At 32.2% G+C, this 22,188-nt stretch carries 20 protein-coding genes; 6 read left to right on the forward strand and 14 right to left on the reverse strand.

What is annotated here, in order from left to right; genetic code table 11:
- Positions 1-52 precede the first annotated feature (52 nt).
- A complete protein-coding gene (locus Q0829_RS08000) occupies positions 53-2,290 on the reverse strand; it encodes a histidine kinase (protein WP_298541654.1) in 2,238 nt (745 codons plus the stop codon).
- A gap of 219 nt (positions 2,291-2,509) precedes the next feature.
- Here Q0829_RS08000 and Q0829_RS08005 point away from each other — a divergent pair, with 219 nt between their 5' ends.
- A complete protein-coding gene (locus Q0829_RS08005) occupies positions 2,510-3,685 on the forward strand; it encodes a vWA domain-containing protein (protein ID WP_298541655.1) in 1,176 nt (391 codons plus the stop codon).
- Positions 3,686-3,699: 14 nt separating this feature from the next.
- Entirely contained in the window at positions 3,700-4,212 is a 513-nt protein-coding gene (locus tag Q0829_RS08010) for a rhodanese-like domain-containing protein (RefSeq protein ID WP_298541656.1), read from the forward strand.
- A gap of 58 nt (positions 4,213-4,270) precedes the next feature.
- Here Q0829_RS08010 and Q0829_RS08015 read toward each other — a convergent pair whose 3' ends face one another.
- The gene (locus Q0829_RS08015) at positions 4,271-5,296 is read right to left on the reverse strand and encodes a type IX secretion system membrane protein PorP/SprF (RefSeq protein ID WP_298541657.1); all 1,026 of its coding nucleotides are present in this window, start codon (positions 5,294-5,296) and stop codon (positions 4,271-4,273) included.
- Between the two features lie 243 nt (positions 5,297-5,539).
- On the opposite strand from Q0829_RS08015, the gene Q0829_RS08020 reads away from it, so the two are divergent.
- From Q0829_RS08020 to Q0829_RS08035, 4 genes are all read left to right on the forward strand, one after another.
- The gene (locus Q0829_RS08020) at positions 5,540-6,445 is read left to right on the forward strand and encodes a NifU family protein (RefSeq protein ID WP_298541658.1); all 906 of its coding nucleotides are present in this window, start codon (positions 5,540-5,542) and stop codon (positions 6,443-6,445) included.
- Between the two features lie 127 nt (positions 6,446-6,572).
- Positions 6,573-6,773, forward strand: a complete 201-nt coding sequence (locus Q0829_RS08025) for a dodecin family protein (RefSeq protein WP_118459056.1) — start codon at positions 6,573-6,575, stop codon at positions 6,771-6,773.
- 360 nt (positions 6,774-7,133) lie between these two features.
- Complete coding sequence (locus Q0829_RS08030; RefSeq protein WP_298541659.1) at positions 7,134-7,838, forward strand: hypothetical protein; 705 nt, start codon at positions 7,134-7,136, stop codon at positions 7,836-7,838.
- Between the two features lie 216 nt (positions 7,839-8,054).
- Positions 8,055-8,759 carry a hypothetical protein gene (locus Q0829_RS08035; RefSeq protein WP_298541660.1) on the forward strand — a complete coding sequence of 235 codons (705 nt, stop codon included), beginning with the start codon at positions 8,055-8,057 and terminating at the stop codon, positions 8,757-8,759.
- Here the strand turns inward: Q0829_RS08035 and tsaB are convergent.
- The 12 genes from tsaB to Q0829_RS08095 all read right to left on the reverse strand — a co-directional run bounded on the left by tsaB (position 8,713) and on the right by Q0829_RS08095 (position 22,114).
- Complete coding sequence (gene tsaB / locus Q0829_RS08040) at positions 8,713-9,372, reverse strand: tRNA (adenosine(37)-N6)-threonylcarbamoyltransferase complex dimerization subunit type 1 TsaB (RefSeq protein WP_298541661.1); 660 nt, start codon at positions 9,370-9,372, stop codon at positions 8,713-8,715. The two genes, Q0829_RS08035 and tsaB, sit on opposite strands and share 47 nt — an antisense overlap.
- A gap of 40 nt (positions 9,373-9,412) precedes the next feature.
- The gene (locus tag Q0829_RS08045; protein ID WP_298541662.1) at positions 9,413-10,690 is read right to left on the reverse strand and encodes an efflux RND transporter periplasmic adaptor subunit; all 1,278 of its coding nucleotides are present in this window, start codon (positions 10,688-10,690) and stop codon (positions 9,413-9,415) included.
- Between the two features lie 77 nt (positions 10,691-10,767).
- On the reverse strand, positions 10,768-12,141 hold the full coding sequence (locus Q0829_RS08050) for a TolC family protein (protein WP_298541663.1): 1,374 nt from the start codon (positions 12,139-12,141) through the stop codon (positions 10,768-10,770).
- A gap of 189 nt (positions 12,142-12,330) precedes the next feature.
- A complete protein-coding gene (locus Q0829_RS08055) occupies positions 12,331-13,455 on the reverse strand; it encodes an efflux RND transporter periplasmic adaptor subunit (RefSeq protein ID WP_298541664.1) in 1,125 nt (374 codons plus the stop codon).
- Between the two features lie 31 nt (positions 13,456-13,486).
- On the reverse strand, positions 13,487-14,749 hold the full coding sequence (locus Q0829_RS08060; RefSeq protein ID WP_298541665.1) for an ABC transporter permease: 1,263 nt from the start codon (positions 14,747-14,749) through the stop codon (positions 13,487-13,489).
- A 16-nt stretch (positions 14,750-14,765) separates the two neighbouring features.
- On the reverse strand, positions 14,766-15,995 hold the full coding sequence (locus tag Q0829_RS08065; protein WP_298541666.1) for an ABC transporter permease: 1,230 nt from the start codon (positions 15,993-15,995) through the stop codon (positions 14,766-14,768).
- Complete coding sequence (locus tag Q0829_RS08070) at positions 15,988-16,689, reverse strand: ABC transporter ATP-binding protein (RefSeq protein WP_298541667.1); 702 nt, start codon at positions 16,687-16,689, stop codon at positions 15,988-15,990. Before Q0829_RS08070 ends, Q0829_RS08065 begins: the two co-directional genes overlap by 8 nt.
- A gap of 219 nt (positions 16,690-16,908) precedes the next feature.
- Complete coding sequence (locus tag Q0829_RS08075) at positions 16,909-19,845, reverse strand: VIT domain-containing protein (RefSeq protein ID WP_298541668.1); 2,937 nt, start codon at positions 19,843-19,845, stop codon at positions 16,909-16,911.
- A gap of 75 nt (positions 19,846-19,920) precedes the next feature.
- The gene (locus Q0829_RS08080; protein WP_298541669.1) at positions 19,921-20,139 is read right to left on the reverse strand and encodes a hypothetical protein; all 219 of its coding nucleotides are present in this window, start codon (positions 20,137-20,139) and stop codon (positions 19,921-19,923) included.
- A gap of 45 nt (positions 20,140-20,184) precedes the next feature.
- Positions 20,185-20,730: a DUF420 domain-containing protein gene (locus Q0829_RS08085; protein ID WP_298541670.1), complete on the reverse strand. Its 546-nt coding sequence runs from the start codon at positions 20,728-20,730 to the stop codon at positions 20,185-20,187.
- Entirely contained in the window at positions 20,723-21,457 is a 735-nt protein-coding gene (locus tag Q0829_RS08090; protein WP_298541671.1) for an SCO family protein, read from the reverse strand. Before Q0829_RS08090 ends, Q0829_RS08085 begins: the two co-directional genes overlap by 8 nt.
- A 3-nt stretch (positions 21,458-21,460) precedes the next feature.
- On the reverse strand, positions 21,461-22,114 hold the full coding sequence (locus Q0829_RS08095) for a hypothetical protein (RefSeq protein ID WP_298541672.1): 654 nt from the start codon (positions 22,112-22,114) through the stop codon (positions 21,461-21,463).
- Positions 22,115-22,188: the final 74 nt, after the last annotated feature.

Below are 22,188 nucleotides of genomic sequence, written 5' to 3' on the forward strand. Positions count from 1 at the left end.
ATTTATTGATTATTTCCAAGTCACATATACATAATAGTTTCAAAAAAAGATGTTATTTATCTTTTTTGAGTACTAACTTCACTTGAGTACCTTCTTGTTCATCTGTAAGGTCCGAAATAAAAACATCTACTTTATCCTTGTACATCGTATTTAGAATATTAATTCTCTTTTTGATATTACTCATTCCTTGCGACTTTTGCTTCTTTTGATTTAAAGTCTTCAACGCTTTAGACTTTTCCCTTCCGATTCCATTGTCAGTAATCGTTATTTCTATTGTATCCACATATGTTTTAGAGAAATTTATAGACAATAGTCCTTTATCAGGTCTGTATCGTAATCCATGCCAAACAGCATTCTCTACATATGGCTGGAGTAACATTGGTGGAATCATGTATTGTTTAATATCAATTTCCGAATCTACTTCTATCGTATAATCGAATTTATCCTGAAATCTAAAATGTTCTAACTGAACATACAATTCTAGCAATTCTATTTCTTTTTCTAAAGGAATAAAGTCTTCTTCACTATTTTCTAAAACCGATCGCATTAACAATGAAAAGTCAGTCAAATATTTATTTGCAGCTCTTTCATCACTAGTGGCTATGAAAGTATTTACAGAGTTTAACGCATTAAAAATAAAATGAGGATTCATTTGAGAACGCAATGATTTTAATGCTAATAAATTATTAGCATATTGTTGTTGTTTTATATTGCGATACATTAAATATGCAGCCAAAAACAAAAATATAGACAATCCAATCAAGGAATAGATAATTATCTTTTGCTGTCCAGCTAATTCCTGAGATGCGAAAGCAAGTTTATACTTACTTTCATTAAGCTCTCTATCTTTTTCTAAGGTAGCTATGCGATTTGCTTTTAGCGCTAACTCTCTACCAAATCTGGTTGCTTGGGAGATCTCTTGCTCTTTTTGAATATAAAGTTTATCAATGATTACTTCATATTCTTCAAAAGCTTCAGAGGCTTTTTTAAGTTCACCTTTTTCGCGATACACCTCTCCTAATTTTCTTGTAGCATCTTTTTGAACAACCAAATCATTTTCTGAGGCTGCTTTCTTAATGCTTTCTTTTAGGTAAGGTATTGCTTCATCATATTCAGCTTGAGCTGCAAAAGCATTGGCTATTTTATAGTTCTGCACCTGTGATGTAATGGCTCGATCATCTATACTTGCTGGTGCCGATGAAATAGTATCCTTTGCTGTCGTACTAAACTCCTCTTTTCGTTCAATATCCTGAATATCCTCAAGTGCTTCTTTTCTTAATTCAATCTCTTTATCAAAACTGTTATTCTTATTATAAAAATCGGCTGCTTTTGCTCTTTGCCGCGCCGATGATTTTTTGCTTCTCCTACTGGCCAGTTGCACTGAATTGCCCAAATACTCCTCTGCATCATCCAGATTTCCTTGCCTCTGAAGTGTTTCTGCTAACTTAGAATTTAACTCAACAATGATATCTTCATACTTCTTTTTTTGTGCCAGAGATAATGCGTTATTATAACTATTTATTGCATTGGTATTATCGTTTTGCCCTTTATAGCTATCTCCTAACCCTCCATACACTTTCACTTTCTGTAAGGAATTAAGCCTGGATTTCTCCAATTCAATAAAAGTTACTAGTGAAGCTTGATAATTTTTCCCTAATAATTGGGCATTTCCTAATTTTATTTTTACATCGGTGCTATACTTATTGGTAAGACTGGTTGCATAATTACTTTCTGCTAAGTCTGGTTGTTTCCAGTGAACGTAAATATCTCCTAACGTTTCAAAAAGTTCAGCTTTTTTCTCATCCCCAAAGGTGTCGTTTTCCTCTATTGTTTCTAGCGCTTTTGTAACATAATCAATACTAGTTGCAGCATCTTTTTTCAAAGAATTTCTAGCAGCAGTAAGGTTCGCACCGTATGCCGCGGATGCTCTTTTTTGTTTTTCAACATTTTTTACGGATACTGATGGATCTTCTTGAACTTTAACATCTATTCTTTCTCTACTCGTGATTGTATAATAAATTGTATTAAAACTGTCATGTTTAATAATAATATTATCACCAATCTTAGCTTGTATTTTAAAATCACCTAAATTGTTAGTGTGATATACTTTACCTTCTGCTCCTACTACCTGAATTTCTACATCTCTTATTGGTTTTAGGGTTTTATCTTCTTTTACAGTACCTCGTATTATTATATCAGCCTCTGCTGCTCTTCTTATATCATCTTGAGCAAAAAAGGTGCTAGGCAACAGCCATATAACCAATAAAATGAAATAAAATTTATTCATCATATATTAAATAAGGAAGGTAAACTTAATCCATTTATATGGGATAATAAAATCAGAAATTACTCATGAGTAGCTTTCATAAGAATATTTAGACTATAAAACATTACTTCCCTAACCGATAAGGTCAATTCACTCATTCATAACAAAGCATTCCTCATTCTTAGTTTTTATCCAAAAAAGTTCCTCTTAGTTTTAGCCTAAATTTTAAAAAAAGCAACAATTATGAAAACAGTATGTATATGGAGTTTATTATGCTTGCTAATGATTCCTGTTTCATGTAAGGCAGAAAATGATTCACGTTCGGAGCTAACATTTCAATCAGAAAATTCACATCAGATTTACACTTCAAAAACAGATCCAGACACTAAAAATATTCAAGTAGCCCTATTGCTAGATACCAGCAATAGCATGGATGGTTTAATCGATCAGGCGAAAGCACAGCTATGGGAAATCGTAAATGAATTGTCTTATGCAAAATGTGGTCATTACAAAATAAAACTACAGATTGCTTTATATGAATATGGCAATGATCGTTTACCATCAAAAGAAGGTTATATAAGACAGGTATTACCTTTTTCTGAGGATCTTGATGAGATTTCTAAAGAACTTTTTGCCTTAACTACCAATGGTGGAAACGAATATTGTGGTAAAGTGATTAATACTTCTATAAATCAATTAGATTGGAAAAAGAATAATGATCATCTAAAGCTAATCTTTATCGCCGGCAATGAACCTTTTACACAAGGTCCAGTAAACTACAAAGATGCTGCAACTGATGCTATGGAAAAAGATATCACTATAAATACTATTTTTTGTGGCAATTACAAACAAGGTATTGAAACCAGATGGAAAGATGGAGCTGATTTAACCAAAGGAGAATATAGTGCAATTGATCATAATAGAGAAACTATACATATAGCAACACCTTATGATGATATCATTCTACAATTAAATCGAAAATTAAACAATACTTATATCTATTATGGAAGCGAAGGTTCCAAAAAAATAAGCCTACAGGCCGAACAAGATAGTAATGCTAGATCTTATAGTCCGGCTAATGCTGTGAGCAGAACTGTAAGTAAAAGTTCTGGGTTTTATAAAAACAAAAGTTGGGATTTGGTAGATGCAGCAGAAGATAAAAATTTCGAGTTAGAAGAAGTTTCCAAAGAAGAACTACCTCAAGAATTAAAGAATAAATCTAACACTGAGCTAAAACAATACATTACTGAAAAAAGTAATGAACGAAAAGAAGTACAGAAAAAGATACAAGAACTAAACAAGAAACGAATAACGTATATAAAAGACAATAGCAAAAAGGATACTGCTAACCTAGAAGCTGCACTTATTAAAGCTATAAAAACTCAGGGAGAGAGAAAATCTTTCAGCTGGAAAGAGTAATAAAAACTAAAACTATGAAAACAAATCTAATCATCCTATTAATCGTTTTAACACCTATACCCATGTTGTCTCAAAAAAAACAAGAATTAAAAAAATCTAAAGTTGATTATAATTCTTTTTTAGAAATCACAGAGGAAGTCATGGAATATCGAAAAAACAGACTAATACCTTTGGATCAGTTTCTTGATTTTACAAAAGACAATGGCACCGTTTTATTAGATACAAGATCAGAAGCTGCTTATAACCGGAAACACCTTAAAGGTTCGATCCATTTAAACTTTTCTGATTTTACCGAGGAGAAATTAGCCAAATTGATTCCGGATAAAAAAACCAGAATATTAATTTATTGCAATAATAATATCGATGGTGATACTCTGAATTTCCCCACCAAGAGTATACAACTAGCATTAAATATTCCAACCTTTATTAATCTATACGGTTATGGATATAAAAATATATATGAACTATCTTCATTAGTCCCAATACGAGATGAACGCTTAAAGTTTACAGGAACTGAAGTAGAATGAATACGTAAAAGACCGGCTAAAAAGCCGGTCTTATTTTATATTTAAACAAAAAAAAAATTTAATTGTTAACAGCTGGGCAATGACAATTCCAACGCTCTTTTCGTTTTCCGAAATCGTACCCTAATGTTAACTGATGAAATCCACCATTAGTTAACACCACAGAATTAGACTGATAACTATAGGTATATCCTACCATCCATTTTTTATAATTTATACCTAGAAAAGGTGTAATGTACTGTAGTTTTTGGCTTTCAATTTCTGTACCTGTCTGAGAGAACTCTGCTCCATCAAAACTTCTTCGATAAGACAATCCTCCCCACAGCGAAACAAGCTCTCCAAATCTTCTATACACTTTTAAGTTTGCATCTATAGTACTTTCCTTAGTTTGGTCAGTTGCCTGATAAAGAAGTGAAGGTTCTAAACTCCAAGGACCGCCATTTCCTAATCCAAACACATATCCCACAGAAAAAATATATCTTCTCTGATTATTAGGCTCTGCAATAGTATTATTAGAATTATCAAAAAGGCCTCTTGTGGTAGGCAATATATTTTTTACGGTAAAATGAGCAAACCAATCTAGATAATGATAAGACATTCCTACATCTATATTAAAATATCCATCTTTTTGCAGTCGACCTTGTATTGCCGGATCAGGGTCTAAAGGGTCATCGAACTCAGTTGTATCTAAGTTAGACTGAATAAACGCACCACTAATACCAAAAGACAACATATTTAGATCAGTTCGATCACGAGAAAATAATAAATGATACGCAAATGTCGCAAACACTCCTGTCTGCGAAAAAGGACCATTTTCATCTTGATATATTATTGCTCCAAGACCTACCTTATCACCTGTCCTAAAATTAATATTAGCTGATTGCGTATTAGGAGCATTATCCACATCAAACCATTGTTTTCTTGCGGTAAGCCTAATTTTATTAGCATTAGAAGCTCCAGCCATAGATGGATGAACCAAATATAAGTTATCAGAAAGATAATCTGCATACACCGGAATTCCTTCCTGAGAAAAAATAAATTGTGAGGTCAATAAAGCAAACAACAAATAATATTTCTTCAAATTCATAAGAGGCATTATGTTTTAAAGGAAAAACCAGGTTAATTATTTCAATATAAACTATTTAATTCAGCTTATATTGTGGGGCATTAATATTTCTTTTCCCAAATTAAAATATTATTTCTTGCCAGGCTCAAATATATAAATTTTTACCAGAACATATCTTTTTACCCCAGTATTAAAACATTCTTAATGTTATAAACCCTACCACAAAATGGAATTACTTTTTAGTAAATTTGCCAAAAATATATCATGGAAAAGAAATTTGACATAAAAATAGAACCTACTTCCAATCCGAGTATTATAAAATTTGAAGCTAATTATTTCCTGACCGAACATACTAGCTATGAATTTGAAAATATAGATCACGCTAAAAATTCACCATTAGCCCAACAGTTATTTTATTTACCATTTGTAAAAAGAGTATTTATTGCGCAAAACTTTGTTGCTATTGATAAATATGACATTGTAGAATGGACTGACGTACAGGACGAGGTTGCGGAACAAATAAAAGAATATTTAAACAGTGGTCAGTTGGTGATTAATGAGGCTACATCTGCGAAAAAGACACCTATAACTATTTATGCTGAAAGCACCCCAAATCCAGCGGTACTTAAATTTGTGGCAAATAAAAAATTAGTTACATCCGGGCACGAATTTAAAAGCATTGATGACACTAAAGAAGCTCCTTTAGCAGAAAAATTATTTCACTTCCCTTTTGTTAAGGAAGTATATATTGATGAGAATTATATTTCTATCAATAAGTATGATATGGCTGATTGGAATGATATTACCATGGAAATAAGGGAGTTTTTGAGAGAATACCTAGAACAAGGTAAGGAAGTACTCTCAGAAAACGCTACCGTATCTAAAAGCCAAGTAGAAAAGCAAGCAGAGGCAACTTTCGAGAAACTGGACGATACCTCAAAGGATATTGTGAATATCATTGAGGAATATATCAAACCTGCTGTTGCTAGCGATGGAGGTAATATTATGTTCGAATCCTATGATCCAGAAAGCAAAGTAGTAAAAGTAATTTTGCAAGGAGCTTGTAGTGGATGCCCTTCTTCCACCTTTACTTTAAAGAATGGTATAGAAAATATGCTAAAAGAGATGCTAAAAGATAAAGTAGCCTTTGTAGAAGCTATAAATGGGTAGTTCATCGAATTATCTTTAATAACATCGAAAAAATCGTATAAATAATAGTGGTTATTATTTAATAAAAACCAAAGTATCTCGTATATTAGAGAACCTTTTATAAAATATTAACCAAAAAATTATTAATATGGCAATTGTTAAAGTAATAGAAGTAATAGCAACCTCAGAAAAAGGTTGGGAAGACGCTGCAAAAAATGGAATAAAAGAAGCTAGTAAAACAGTGAAAAATATTAAATCTGCGTGGGTCTCTGATCAAAAAATGATTATTAAGGATAACGAAATTTCTGCATATAGAGTTATTCTTAAAATCTCTTTTGAGATAAATTAAAAATATATTACTTATTGTAAAAAGCATCTTAATAGTATTAAGGTGCTTTTTATATTTTTAAACGTTAATCTACTAGCTAAATAAACAATGCAGATAAATACTCCAGAAGCGAAGAAAATCAAGTAGTTAAACAACTACATGAAGATTATTCTTACAAAATTACAACGTTTTCGTTATCAAAATTACTGTTTTACCATAAAAAATAGGTGTTATATTTTCAATGAATCATAATATTTTCCGTCAATACCTTGTCAAAAAAGTTAATCCATTGACAAATCAATAAAAATATTGTATTAAAACTTATATTTTTGCATTTAATCTCACATTTTATTACATTTAATTCACCTAAATCAATAAGCCGTGAGAAAAATATTACAATTTTTATTTTTAATAATGTCGCCTGTTTTATTTGCACAACTTCCGCAATCTTTAGTAAAACCGACTAAGAGAATAACTACGTTTGATGAATTTGATGGTTCTATCTTTAAACATCTTCGATATAAGGATGCAAGCGTGATAGATGAAAAATCAGGAACCTTTGATACTAAACTAAGGTATAATGCCTATACAGATGCATTACAGTATAAAAAGGGTTCTGAATTATTTGAACTTGTAAAAAGCCCTACATCACATGCCAGAATAGATGGTGATTATTATTACTATTGTAACTTTAAGACGCAAAGAGGCTTAAAGAGACCTGGTTACTACGTTTTAGTGGAACTAACGGAACGTTACAGAATATACAAGAAATATTCTGTTAAAATAACGGAGCCCGATAAAAAAGGGTCTGCGAGTGGAACTGCAACTCCTGGTAAGGTGCAAATACAAACAGCATATTTTCTTGAAGAACGCGGTGTTATCATGGAATTACCTATGAATAAAAAGAAAATATTAGCTGCTCTTAGCGACAAAGAAGAGGAATTAAAAAATTATATAAAAAAGGAAAAAATAAAAGTACGTAAAGAAGAAGATCTCATTCGACTTGTATCAAGATATAATGCTTTAAAAAGTACAGATGGTGGTCCATCAAGAAGTTTACTAAGCACTAGATCTAGGAGAAACTAACCTTTTTTAAGCTAATACAATACTTTATTTAATATAGCCATCTCATTTGTAGATGGCTTTTTTTTATTAATTGGTTTTGTTCAAATGTTCTCATTAACATTCAATGTTTTTAGCAATTATCTATTTCATCTAATTATGCTTAAACCGTATTTTAACTATGTTTTTCACCTTTAATCGAATTATTTTTCTTATATTAGTGTAATTAACATGTTAATTATGAGAAATTTACTACAAATAATAATTTTTTTAACAACTCCAATCTTATTGGCTCAGTTGCCACAAGAGTTATTAAAAACAACTCAGGAAACAACAGTTTTTGACTCGTATGTAGGCTCCATTTATACAAATAAAAAGTATCAGAATGCAACTATAATTGCAGAAAAAGAGGGAACATTCAATGCTCAGGTTAGGTATAACATTTTTAACGATGCACTAGAATATACTGACAACTCTAATTTATATGAGATTGTAAAAACCCCTACAACTCATGTAAGGATTGACAATGATTATTTCTATTACTGTACTTTTAGAGATGAACGAGGTTTTAATAACCATGGTTATTTTGTTCTTATAGAACTAACTGAGCAATACAGGATATATAAAAAATATGATCTAAAAGTTACCGAACCAAAAAGCATGGATGCTGATACGGGCACTACACAGGTAGGTAAAATAAAAACTATAGAAACTTATTATCTAGAGGAAAATGGAACCGTAATTGATTTGCCTACTAAGAAAAAAGATTTATTAGCTGTATTTTCTGACAAGAAAGATGAATTAAAAGAATATATCAAAAAAGAAAAAATAAAAATTAAGAAAAAAGATGATTTAATAAAATTAGTAGCAAAGTACAATGCACTAAAAAATATCGATGCTAACCCGTCACGAAGTCTTTTAAGTAATAGGGTTCGAAGTAACTAACATCTTCGAAATCATTTTCTAAAAACTTAGTGTAACTCACATTGGCCATCTGCATTGCGGATGGCAATTTATCCGAAATGAATACCGCATTTTTATGTGTGTTAATTTCTTCAAATTTAGCTACCCCATTCCCAATAAAATATACGTTACTTTTATGTAAATAGGTTTCATAAGAAGCTTCTGTTAAGATTTCTGCTTCTGTAGATCTTAGTTCTTCATAATCATTAGAGAAAATTGCGGAATACACTTCCATTCTCCTAGCATCAATCATAGGAACCACAAAACCTTCTTTAGTTTTTACCTGTAAGGCTAACGAATGTAATGTATCAATAGAAATTAATGGAATATTTAATCCGTAACATAATCCTTTGGCCGCAGAAACACCGATTCTTAAACCTGTATAGGAACCGGGCCCTTTACTTACGGAAACCGCATCGAGCTCAGCAAAAGCTATTCCGGCTTCATTAACAACAATATCAATAAATTGATGCAAACGTTCGGCATGAGAGTATTTAGTATCATAATCCTCTTTGGATGCCACTACAAGACCATTTTTAATTAAGGCAACGGAGCAATTAGTTGTAGAAGTTTCTATACAAAGAATATAAGCCATCTTAAAAAAATTTATGCAAAGATAGCCTTAATTATCATAATCATTCTTCCGTATTTTTTTCCTTTTTCGAAGTCACCTTATCGCCCGTTTTTAATGTTTTGGTAACTATATTATAAGGCCCTGTAATTACTTGTTCTCCCTCTTTTAGGCCATCAGTAATTTCTATATTACTATCATCCTGAATGCCTGTTTTAATCACTCTTAATTTAGCAGCATCACCGTCTTTCACAAAAACGCATTCAAACTTTTCATCAGACTCTTTCAACTTTTCCTTTGTATAGGATCTTTTTGCTTTACTAGAAGTATCGCTCTTAATTACAATAGCACTAATTGGAACTCCAATAATATTCTCTCTTTTATTAGTAATAACATCAACTGTAGCTGTCATTCCTGGTCTAAAAGGCGAATAGCTCTCTGGCTTATCCTTTACTAAATCTTTATATGATCCTTCTAGGATACGTACTTTCACTTTAAAATTAGTTACTTGATCAGCGCTTAGTGTACTTTCTGCTGAGTTAGCAATCTCTGTAACTAAGCCTTTAAATTGCTTTTTGAGATAAGCATCTACTTCGACAACTGTAGAATCTCCCAAAGAAATCTTGACAATATCATTCTCATTTACATCTACCTCAACTTCCATATTGCTTAAGTTAGCTACTCTTACGATTTCCGTACCTGCCATCTGCTGTGTACCTACTACTCGTTCTCCTAATTCTACCGATAATTTAGAAATGGTTCCATTCATTGGAGCATAGATTGTTGTCCTATTAAGGTTATCTTTTGCTTCATTTACTGTAGCCTGAGCACTTTTTACATTATAGAATGCAGATTGCTTTGCTGCTTCGGCAACCTCATACGCCGAAACTGATCCATCCCATTCTGCTTTAGAAATTACTCCTTTATCAAACAATTCTTTATTACGATCATAGCTTAACCTTGCTTCCTTTAGACTAGCTTCTGCTTGTCTTAATCCTGCTCTTACGTTTTCTAATGCAGCTTGAGATCTGTTTAATCCAGATTGTATAATATCTGGATTAATTCTCACTAAAAGGTCACCTTTCTTTACTTGTTGTCCTTCTTTAATAGGTAAGTCAATTATCTCTCCAGAAACTTCAGAAGAAAGCTTAACCTCAACCTCGGGCTGAATCTTTCCTGTAGCAGAAACAGTTTCGATAATATCTAGCTTTTCAATTTTAGATATATCCACCTCTTTTAGGTTTCCATCTTTACCTAACCATCCTGCTTTTTTACCAAAGACCAGTCCAATAACTAAAATTACAACGATGATTAAAATGGTTAGTAAAGTTTTTCTACTCATGACTTACATTAAAAAATTAATTCTATTGGATGAAATTACAACCTTTTGGTTAACAGCCCAAACGCACTGATATTTATTTACAATTTTATATCTGCTAGTTTTATTCCGAAAAAAAGTTCTAACACTTTAATTTTAAAAATATAATCAAACTTAGCTTGCACCTCATTACTCTGTGCATTTTCTAATCTAAATTTAGATTGACTAAAATCAAATGCATTAGTTCTTCCTACATCATATCGATCTTTAGCATACTCATAGGCTCTCTCTTGCGCTTTTACCGCTACTAAAGATGCTTCATAAGCTTCTGCAGATCCTTTAGCATCTACATATGCTTGATATACATTACTATCTAAGTCTAACTCCGCCTGCTCTAATTGGAAAGCTGTACGCTTTACATTGATTTTACTTCTCTTTACACTATTCCTTGTTCCAAAACCGTTAAACAGTGGTATTGACAATGAAACTCCATAATTAAGACCATAGTTATCCGAAATTTGATCAAAAAAATCAGGAGGACCAGTCAAACTTCCTTCTCCCGTAATCTCGTCAAAAATAACTCTATCAGCACCTGATTCACTTGTTCCTAATCCCAGAGACGCACTAAGAGAAGGATAATATGCTCCTTTAGCAATTTGTAAATCCTTTTCCGCTAGTAGTTTATTTTGTTCTGCTATCTGGACTTCATATCTTGATTCCCTTGCGGTAGATCTTATTTCCTCAATAGACTTATTCAATATATTTGTACTTGGTACTAAATATTTCTGCTCGGCTATGTCAAATTTTTCGTAATCCTTAATCAGTAATGTTTGCGCTAATCCTACACGAGCTATTAGCACTGCATTTTGTGCTTGTACAATACGAGTTAATTCATCAGCAGAAGTAGCTTCAATCTCAAAAATATCACCTTCTGGCAGTACACCCGCTTCTACTAAGTCTTTGGTTCTTTTTAGCTGCTCCAAAGTAATATCGTGTTGCTTTTCTATTACTTTTAATGATTCTTTGTTTAGCAAAACCTGTAAATAACTATTAGCTATAAAAAGTGCAATATCATCTTTGGACTTACCCAAATTATACTGGCTTAACAGTTTATTCATTTTAGCTCTTTGAAATTGCCTAATATTCCTTAATCCATCGAATAATGTAACACCTGAGTTCAGACCATAATTAGAACTTCTAAATGTTTGATTACTATTGGTTCCTGAGATTGGATCTGGTCTTAGTCCTGAACTCCATGAGTTCCCAGCATTAGCATTTAGTGAAGGCAAAAAATTACCCATGGCATCACTTCTATCAATCTCCGCAGCTTCTAAATTAAGTGCAGATTGTTTAATTGTTATATTGTTCTCCAAAGCATATTCTACACACTCCCTTAATGTCCATTTTTTATCTTGTGCCTGGGTACTTAGCATCCCAAAAAGAACACAGCAAATAATCGAAATTTTAACTTTCATCCGTTTTTCTTTATTTTAAGAGGTCAGATGGAAACTAACCAAAAACAACAAAGTGTCTTATAGTTTATTTCACAACACCTATTTGTATACTATTAATCGTTGTTGTTACACTTATTTATAAAAAAAATCATTTCTTTATAAAATACCCATAATGAAATCAAAAATAGGTATTATAATTTTCAGTGTTATTTAGTTTTCGTTTCCTTCAGGTTCTATTTTAATTGGTTCAGTCTTATTCCAAACTTTAATCTCATCTTCTTCAGTTAAACCAGATACTATTTCGACATTAATACCGTCGGATAAACCAATCTCTATTTCTCTTTTCTCAAACTCCTGATCTCCTGTTTTGATCTCTACATAAGGTTCTTCTGTTTCCCTGTCAAATTGCAATAATGCTTCTTTAATTGCTAAAATATCTTCTTTAACATCTAATACAATAGAAGCGTTAGCACTATACCCTGCTCTCACAAAATATTCTTTATCCAAAAACACTTCTCCTTCGATCTTAAATTGAACGGCACCTTGTTCTTCATTACCTTTAGGCGCAATGAATTTAAGTTTTGCATCAAATTCTTTATCCCTAATAGCACCTAGACTTACCTTTAGAGGCATATCAATTTTTAACTTGCTTACTTCTGCTTCATCTACTTTACCTTCAAAAATCATTTTGTTTAAATCAGCAATAGTGGCTATAGAAGTTCCTGCATTAAAATTATTACTTTCTATCACCTGATCACCTTCTTTTACAGGTATTTCTAGAATCGTTCCTGATACCGTAGCCCTAATGTTTGTATTTGCCGAAGAAGACCCTCCAGCAGATCCTAATCTTATAATCTGAAGGTCAGTTTGCGCATTAGAAACATCTTGCTTAGCTTGATTAAAATTTAATTCGATTGCATTAAAATCTTGGCTAGAAATAACTCCTTTTTCAAACAGCGCTTTATTTCTGTCATACTCCGTTTTAGAATTATTTAATACAATTTGTGCATTTTTAACACGTCCTCTAGCACTATTTAATGCTTGTTCATTAGGCACTACTTTTACTTTTGCAATTAAATCACCCGTCTTTATTGGCTCTCCTTCTTCTACAAATATTTTTTCGATGATTCCTGATATTTGAGGTTTGATTTCTACTTCATCCTCTGGAATTACTTTTCCTGTAGCTACTGTTTTTTCTTCTATGGATGTTTTAAAAGCCTTTTCTGTAGTAAATACTATAGGTGATTTACTATTGGAATCTATAAGATACTTACCAGAAAAACCTAGTAAGGCTATAAAAACTACAACTAATAAAATTTTAAAAAACTTCTTCATTTTGATCGATTAGGTTATTTTGATTGTTATTTTATTCTTCTCTTAATGCTTCAATTGGTTTTATACTTACTGCTTTTTGGGCAGGAATTAGACCGATTATTGTTCCTAAAAGGACTATAGAGAGTAATGCTCCAACTACAGCAAAGAAATCTACTGTAGGATTCAGGATAGGCACATCATCGCTATTACCGATAGCACTATTTACTCCCCAAAGGACAATAGTTCCAAAAACAAAGCCTATAAGTCCTGCTATAAAAGTTAGCATAATAGACTCTAACATTATTTGTCCGCGTATTTCTGCTGGAGTCGCTCCTAATGCTCTTCTGACTCCAATTTCTCGTGTACGTTCTTTAACAGTTATTAATAAAACATTACCAATAGCAATCACACCTGCTATAAGAGTAGCTATACCAACGATGTAGGTTATCAATCGCATTCCAGACAAAAACCCATTTACTTTTGCTACTTCTTCTCCTAAATTAAAACTTCCAAATGCCTGATCATCATCAGGATGCACATCGTGCATTCGTTTAAGTGTAGTTTTTATTTTAGCTTCTGTATTAACTATATTCTTATCTGCTTTAGCTGTTATTACCATCCAAGAAATATTTCTTCCTTGATTAAAAATACTTTGAAACGTAGTAAAAGGAAGAAAAATAGAATCATCTCCTTCAAATCCTTGTTGGGTAGGTTTATATACACCAATTACCTTAAAATATATACCGTTAATTTTTACAAAATCACCTATTGCTTCTTCTTCTTTATCATAAAACTGTTTATAAATATCTTCGCCAATCACACAAACTTTACGCTCATATTTAATATCTTCTTCATTAATAAACCTACCGCCATCAAACATTTTTTTCTTTGATACTTTATCGATGGTTGGATAATCTCCAAATACTTTAAATGCTCCAGATTTAGATCCTCTAACAAATTGACCAGGAGGTGTTCCCCATTGCCCTGTAACATTACGCGGTGCGATATATTCTATATCGTTTACTTGTGATTCTAACGCTTCTACGTCATCCAGAGTAAGTTGCATACCTCTCCCTCTTTTAAAACCATTATTGGGCATACTGGTTTGTTGTCCCCAAAGAAACATAGTGTTTGTCGCAAAATCATTAAACTGACTTCTGAAACTATTATCCAAACCTTTTGCCATTCCTAAAAGAACCACAAATAAAAACACTCCCCAGGTCACCCCTATAACAGTGATTATAGTTCTGATTTTATTCTTACGAATTGCTCCGTATATCTCTTGCCAGGTATCTCTTTCGAATATAAATTTCATAGCAAATTATTATTATTTATTCGTCTCTAAGCGCAATGATCGGTTTGATTTTTGCTGCTCTTCTTGCGGGAATATATCCAGCTAACAATCCTGAAAGTATTAACGTAATTGTTGCTACTACGATAACACCTGTATCCACCTTTGGGTTAAGAATAAAAAACTCTTCTAAGCTATTACCTATTAGTTTCAAAATTAGCATCCCCAATATCAGACCTAAATATCCGGCTACTGCAGTAATCAAAACTGACTCCTGAAGTACCATTGCTATTATAGATTTAGGAGACGCACCTAAAGCTTTTCTAATACCCAATTCTTTTGTTCTTTCCTTTATACTGAAGGTCATAATATTACCAATACCAATTACTCCCGAAATTAATGTCCCTATTCCTACCACAAATATAAGTGCGTATATACCACCAAGGATCACCATAGTTTCTTTGATATCTTCTACAAAACTTCGGACTCTTATTGCACTTTGATCATCAGGCGATACGTTGAATTTTTTCTTAAAGTCTTCTTCAATCTTCTTAGAAAAAGCAATAGCTTGCTCTGTATCCATTGCCATATTATAGGATATATTGATTTGATCTAAATCTTCATTATTCCCGAAAAGTAACTGAACAGTTTTATAAGGCATATATAGTATTCGCTCTTCATTATCTCCACCACTATCTTGAAATACTCCAACAATTTTATAAGCTATACCATCTACATCAAGGTTTTTTCCAAGAGCGTTTTCATTTTTAAAAAGATCTTTTTCTATAAGCCTACCAATTACAATATTTTTAGTCCTTTCTACAAGATCTGCTTCGTTTAGATAACGTCCTTTCATCATGATCGTTTTTTCTAGATACTGATGATCAGGATGAACCGCTCTTATACTGTAGTTTCCTGATTCTTTTTTATACTTAGCTAATCCATTACGATAAATTCTTGGTGTAGCATATTCTACTTTACCGAAATAATTAGAATTTATAAATTCGAAATCTTCATTTTCAAACTGAATTTTTCTATTTTCTTGAAAGCCTTTAAAAGCTTTAGAAGTTCTTCCTGCTCTAATAAAAATTACATTCTGAGCATCATCTACAAAACTGTTTAGAAAACTATTAAGCAAACCATTACCTAACCCCAATAAAATAGTAAAAATCAATATTCCTAATGCAACAGTGAATCCTGATAAAAAAGTTCTTAACTTATTTTTACCTATTGCCTCAAAAATTTCCTGCCATCTATCTCTATCAAACATATTGTGATGCTCTTACTTGTTCTACAGGCTTATCTTCTACAATAACGCCATCTTTGAGATGCACAATACGTTTGCACATATTAGCAATATCTTCTTCGTGAGTTACAACTAATATTGTTTTTCCTTCATCGTTAATACCTTGGATTATATCCATTACTTCGTAGGAAGTTTTGCTATCCAAAGCTCCTGTTGGCTCATCAGCTAGTAATACTTTTGGGTCAGCTGCTAATGCACGTGCGATTGCCACTCTTTGTTTTTGTCCTCCAGAAAGTTCACTAGGTAAATGTGTTGCCCATTCTGCCAAGCTAACTTTGCCTAAGTATTCCATGGCCTTTTCAGTTCTTTCCTTTCTTTTCTTCCTTTGATAATACAGAGGCAACGCTACATTTTCTAATGCAGATTTGTAATTAATTAGGTTAAAAGATTGAAAAACGAAACCTAAGAACTTATTACGATACTGTGCTGCCTTTGTTTCATTTAATCCTTTAATAGGAACTTCATCAAGAAAATAACTTCCAGTATCTGCTTCATCTAACATTCCTAAAATATTAAGTAATGTAGATTTCCCAGAACCAGAAGATCCCATAATCGCAACTAGCTCTCCTTCTTTAACACTAAAATTAATTCCTTTAAGAACATGAAGGGAATTGCTTCCCATTTGGTAAGATTTATGTAAGTCTTTAATTTCAATCATAATACAAGATTAAGATTTATCAGGTATAAAATCACACCTATTTCTTTTTAACTAAGACTCACTGACTTTAAAATAATACTAAATTAGTAGATCAATTTTCTAGTTTCCCTCTCTAGAAATAATATGGATTGGTTAGTGCCGTCTTATACCATAAGACTTATACTACGCTAATTTCGTTACACTTTATTATGTTATGAAAATGTTAAAGATTTAGTTGTATTAAAACTCCAGTTGTCCGATTTGCAATGTTTTTTTGCCATCTTCTAACTGGATAGCAATTCGTTTTGCCATCTGATCTTTTCTACCGTAATTGGTATACATCGTTGCATATACCGTAACTGGACCTACAATACTTTGTCGGGACTCGCTAAAATAATTCACGTATATAGTATAAAATCCTCTTGGTGCCTTCTTCAGCGTAAACTCTTCTGGGCCATATCCTGCAGTAATGTCGGTACTTATCTTACCTCCTATTCCTGTTAGTTTATTCTGATAGTAACACTTTTCTCCTTTAGGGTCCATCACCCATAGATCTATATCATTATCATTACTACTCCAATCTACTACAATACGGACATCTATAGGCATTTCATAAATAAGCTCTTTGTTCACTTTAGAAACATCTAAATTCACCTTATGCTGAACAATCAACATATTCATTTCATTTAATACAATTTCTTTAATCGATCCAAATCGTTCCCATTTTGTATTTAAGATATGATTGAACAGATTCAAAGCTTTCTGATATTCTTTGTTCTGAACATAAGCAAGAGCTAGATCGCGATGTGATTGAGGTTCTTCTGGGCGAAGCTCCAGTATCTCTTTATATACCTCAATCGCTAATTCATTTTCGTTCTCATCCAATAGTCTTCTTGCAACCACCTTAAGAAGTTCTGTATTTTCCAGATCAAGCTCTAATAGATTAGACAATACTATAACAGCTTGTTTTTTATTTTTATTCTGAAAGAAGAAATCTGCTACTTCGATATAAAAGGAAGGAGTATGCTTATATTCTTCTTTTAACCTGTGATACAATACAACGGTTTTTCTGGGAGAAACGTTTCTTAAACTATCAAGGTACGGAGCTTCTGGTTGCCACGCCAGGAGTTTAATTTTAGGACCTGAAGTTTTACTAGATCTTTTCTTCTTATCTACACTAATAGATTCTTCAATTGCCACATCCTCAACAATTACCTCTTCTAATTCATCATCAGAAACCCCATATTCTGATGTTCTACTTTCTATACTTTCTGCCTCTGCACTTTTATTTAAGGTTCTTCGATTTGCCTCTTGTAATGCTCTTTGTGTTTCTGCCAATTCAGCCATCCTTCTTCTTTCTGCAGCTGACATATTACTATTAGCAGCTCTTAAAACTTTTTCAGTATCATTTTTAGGTCTCACAACTGTTTCATACCACTCTTTTAATATTGACAATTGTTTTACGTTACTTTTTTGTATGTGACGATCATCTTTCGTTTTCTCTTTCGCTTTTCGTTCCAGTAGTTTATAATACTCTTTTTGTAATTCTTTAGGAGGGACTATTTCATGCGTTACATAATCTTCTATACGATCCAAAACGATAAAAGAAGTATTGCGAGTGACAATACCATGCTCTTTCCCTAAATTAGTTATTGTTTGTTTATTTTTTTGATACTGCATGTCAAGCTCTCCTATCTTAAATCCAGCCCAAACTCTTGGGATGATTGCTCTATCTGTAGTATTACCACTTACCTTTACCTTTTTACTCCATACAGTCCCTTTTTCGTTTCCGAAATTAACTGTAAATTCTGCATCCTGTAGTAAGGAGATTCCAGCCATTGTAAAACTACCCGTTTCATAGTTCTCTGGAGCAACCACAATATCTTTGAATTCTTCTTTATCAATATCTAAAGACATATACTGAATACTAGAGGTATTCAATTTATTCAGCACATCATTTATAGATCTCTCAGAAAGTTTCAAATATTTACCATTAGTTTTTGAAGCTATATACTTTAAAGTACTATAATTTGATCCTGGAGAAGAACTAAATGTGTAAATAGGTGTTTTTGGCAATATCATGTTTTCATTTCCGATAGTAGAAATTCCATCCGAAAAGAGTAAAATTTCATCATAACTTTTAGCAAAACTTAAGTTATCTAATCTAGTAGCACCATCAGAAGGAATGCTTTTCAAGTATGCAATTAACATTGATGCATCATCTGTAATTCTAAACTCTTTATTACCGACTTCTTTATAATTAAAAGCATGAACACAAACTTCTTTTTCTCCTTTTAGCTTTTCTAGATATTTCTTTAAGATTCCAAGTTCTAGTTCAATATTTCGTTTTTCTCCAGAAAAAGAAGAATCCCAATAAATTGCGATATTTTTGGGACTCAATTTAGGTTTAGTTTCAAATTCAGGAATCTTAAAACTAGTATAAAAATAGTTTTGTCCTTCATACATTTCTGTGTAAGCAAACTGATCAGACTTGTTAAAAAACGGAACTCTAAAATCCAATTCCTTTGTGGGCTGATACTCTTCTCGATTGAAGTTCAATTGATAAATTTCAGAAATATTGTCAAAGGTAAATTCTGGATAGTCTTCTGACCCTATTATTGGTTTTTTCTCACTTTTTATTACATTCACTTCCAAAGAAAATGTATCCACTTCCTCAGTCATACTCATAGGTAACAAATAGTGTAATTCATTCCCTATTACAGGAAGTATATGCACTATCGCAAAGACTACTCTTTTATATCCTTTTTCAGGAATCGGATATATCCTGGTTTTATAAAAATTACCTTTGGTTTTAGACAAAATCCCAGGGTCTATATTCTTACGAACCACTGCTTCATATACTTGCCTGGCTTTGATTTTTTCAATGACTACACCTTCTCTAAGACTTCCATTAACATCTAAAGCGTACCTGCAAACATCTTGTCCTTCATTAAGAGGAAATGAAAAATCTCCTTCTAAAACTTTTTCATAAGGGTTATAAAAGGTAATATCAAATGTGGTTCTGGAAATATTACCTACTACATCTACCTGAATTGATAATTTATGTATTGGTAAATTGGTCTTCTTATCATCTTTATGAATAGCAAGAGTAGGAATCTGGCCAAAGCCAAATGTAAACATCAATGACGCAATAGTTAAAAGTATATTTCTTATCATATGCAAAACCCATTTTTAAAATTGAAATAGGTAATAAACAAAAAATATACCACTATTCACTGTCTTGTCTCAATCCTATTTAGCTTTCTTTTTATTCCTATACATAACATACCCGATAACACCAATAAGCACGTATGGAATAATCATTAAATATACAATTCCATTATTAATCCCTCTCGCTGTTTGTTGTCCTTCTTCACTTTCTAATACTGCTCGACACATAGCGCATTGCGCATCTACCGGAATTGCGAAGAGTAAAAATAAAATTAATATGTAAAGTGTTTTTGTTTTCATTTCGGATTCCGAACTACAATTGAATGACAAATTAAGTTTTTAATATTAAGTATAATATGGAGCTATCATTACATATACAACTACACCGGTTATTGCTACGTATAACCATAGAGGAAATGTGATTCTTGCAATTTTTCGATGTCTATCAAAATTTTTTGCTAATGCTTTTACATAGGTTACCAAAACAAATGGAATCACAACGATCGATAATACTATATGCGTAATTAATATGAAATAATATATATATCGAATAACACCTTCTCCTCCAAACTTTGTCGAATCACTGGTCATATGATAAGCAACATACATTGCCAAGAATAATACGGAGCATACTATTGCGGTCTTCATTAGCTTTTCATGCAATGCCACCTTCTTATTTTTAATTGCCCAAAATGCTATTATTAGAATAACAGCAGTCAATCCATTAATACTTGCATAAATGGGCGGTAAAAAAGTAAGTGGTTTTACATCAAAACCTAATTTACGTAGATTTACGCCAAATAAAATAGCTACCACTAAGGGTATCGCTATAGACAATATAACGATCCACTTATTATACTTACTTTCTACATCTGATATGTTACTACTCATCGTTTTTCAATAATTTTTTGATATCTTCTAATAAGATTGTAATCTGCTCCTCTTCTCCATTTTCATCTTTTTCTTCTTCAATTCCTATAGTACCTCTATAATATATAATTGGGTTTCCAGAAGCATCATAACGAGATCTAATATACCCTTCCTGATCTATTAAAGCAAAGTATCCATTATGCTCAAAACCACCCGGAACTTCAGGGTTTTCTGCTGCATAAATATTAAACCCAGCATTAGCCAAATCATATAAATCTTCTCGATCTCCTGTTAGTAAATTCCAATCAGGATCGGTAATCTCATAATTTTCAGCATATTTCTTAAGAATACGTGGTGAATCGCGTTTTGGATTAATTGTAAAAGAAGCTACTCCAAAATTCTCATAGTTCTTAAGTTTATTTTGCAAATACACCAGATTGCTGGTCATTTTAGGACAAATAGTAGGGCAGCTTGTAAAGAAAAAATCAACCACATATACTTTTCCTTTATAATCATGATTTGTAATTAACAAACTATCTTGATTCAGAAATGCAAATTCAGGAACTTTTCTGGGTTTACCGTTAATCTTTATATAAGATAGTTTTTCATTAGCTACAGGATTATCGGCACTCATCCTATCATTTTTAACAATAGAAGTATCTTTAACCCTATTCACAATCTTAGGAATAAAAATAATTCCAAAAATTAATATAACAAACGATATACCTACGTATGAATACTTCTTCATTTTCTATTTTTCTTTACGATCTGCTTTATATTTCTTCAATGCTAAACGATATTCAGCCAAAATAACCTTTACATCATCTACCATAACGTTATTAAGATCCGCCACCGAACTAGTATCATAACCATATACCTTTTGCTCTTTTTTCTTCAGATTCTCTTCTCTACCTCTTAGATTACCATCTTTATCAATAATAAACACATAGTTAGTAGCATTTCTTTGATCTAATGTATAAGGAGTTTTAAGGCCTTTAAAAAAACTCTGAATACTCTCTGGAGTTCCAAAAAGGAACTTCCATCCAGATACATCTTCTATATCATCTAGTTCATCTAAAAGCTCCTTAGCAGCATTTTCACTTCCATATGGTAAAATCATAACGAATTGGAAATCTCGAAACTCGTAGTTTTTCTTGTAAATTTTTTGATTTAAATTAAAAGCGTTTCCTTTTTTATTATAAATACCTTCTCCAAAAAAACCTACTATTGTGATTTTATCTTTTAAAGTAACCTGTTCTCCTGTAAGGCTTTCGAAGTGATTCACACTACCTATAGATTCTTCTAATACAGGAAGTTTAGAAAAGTTATCTACTGCTGAAGCGAAAAATAAATACATTACTATCGGTAGTATAAACAGTACTCCGAGAACTAAAAATTTTTTCATTAAATCGTAGACTTTACTCGATAATCGAGATTTAAATAATGTGAGGCTTTCCTCGAAATCAAAATTATTCTCCA

Origin of the sequence: uncultured Aquimarina sp. (assembly GCF_947492405.1) — a bacterium.
GTDB lineage: Bacteria > Bacteroidota > Bacteroidia > Flavobacteriales > Flavobacteriaceae > Aquimarina.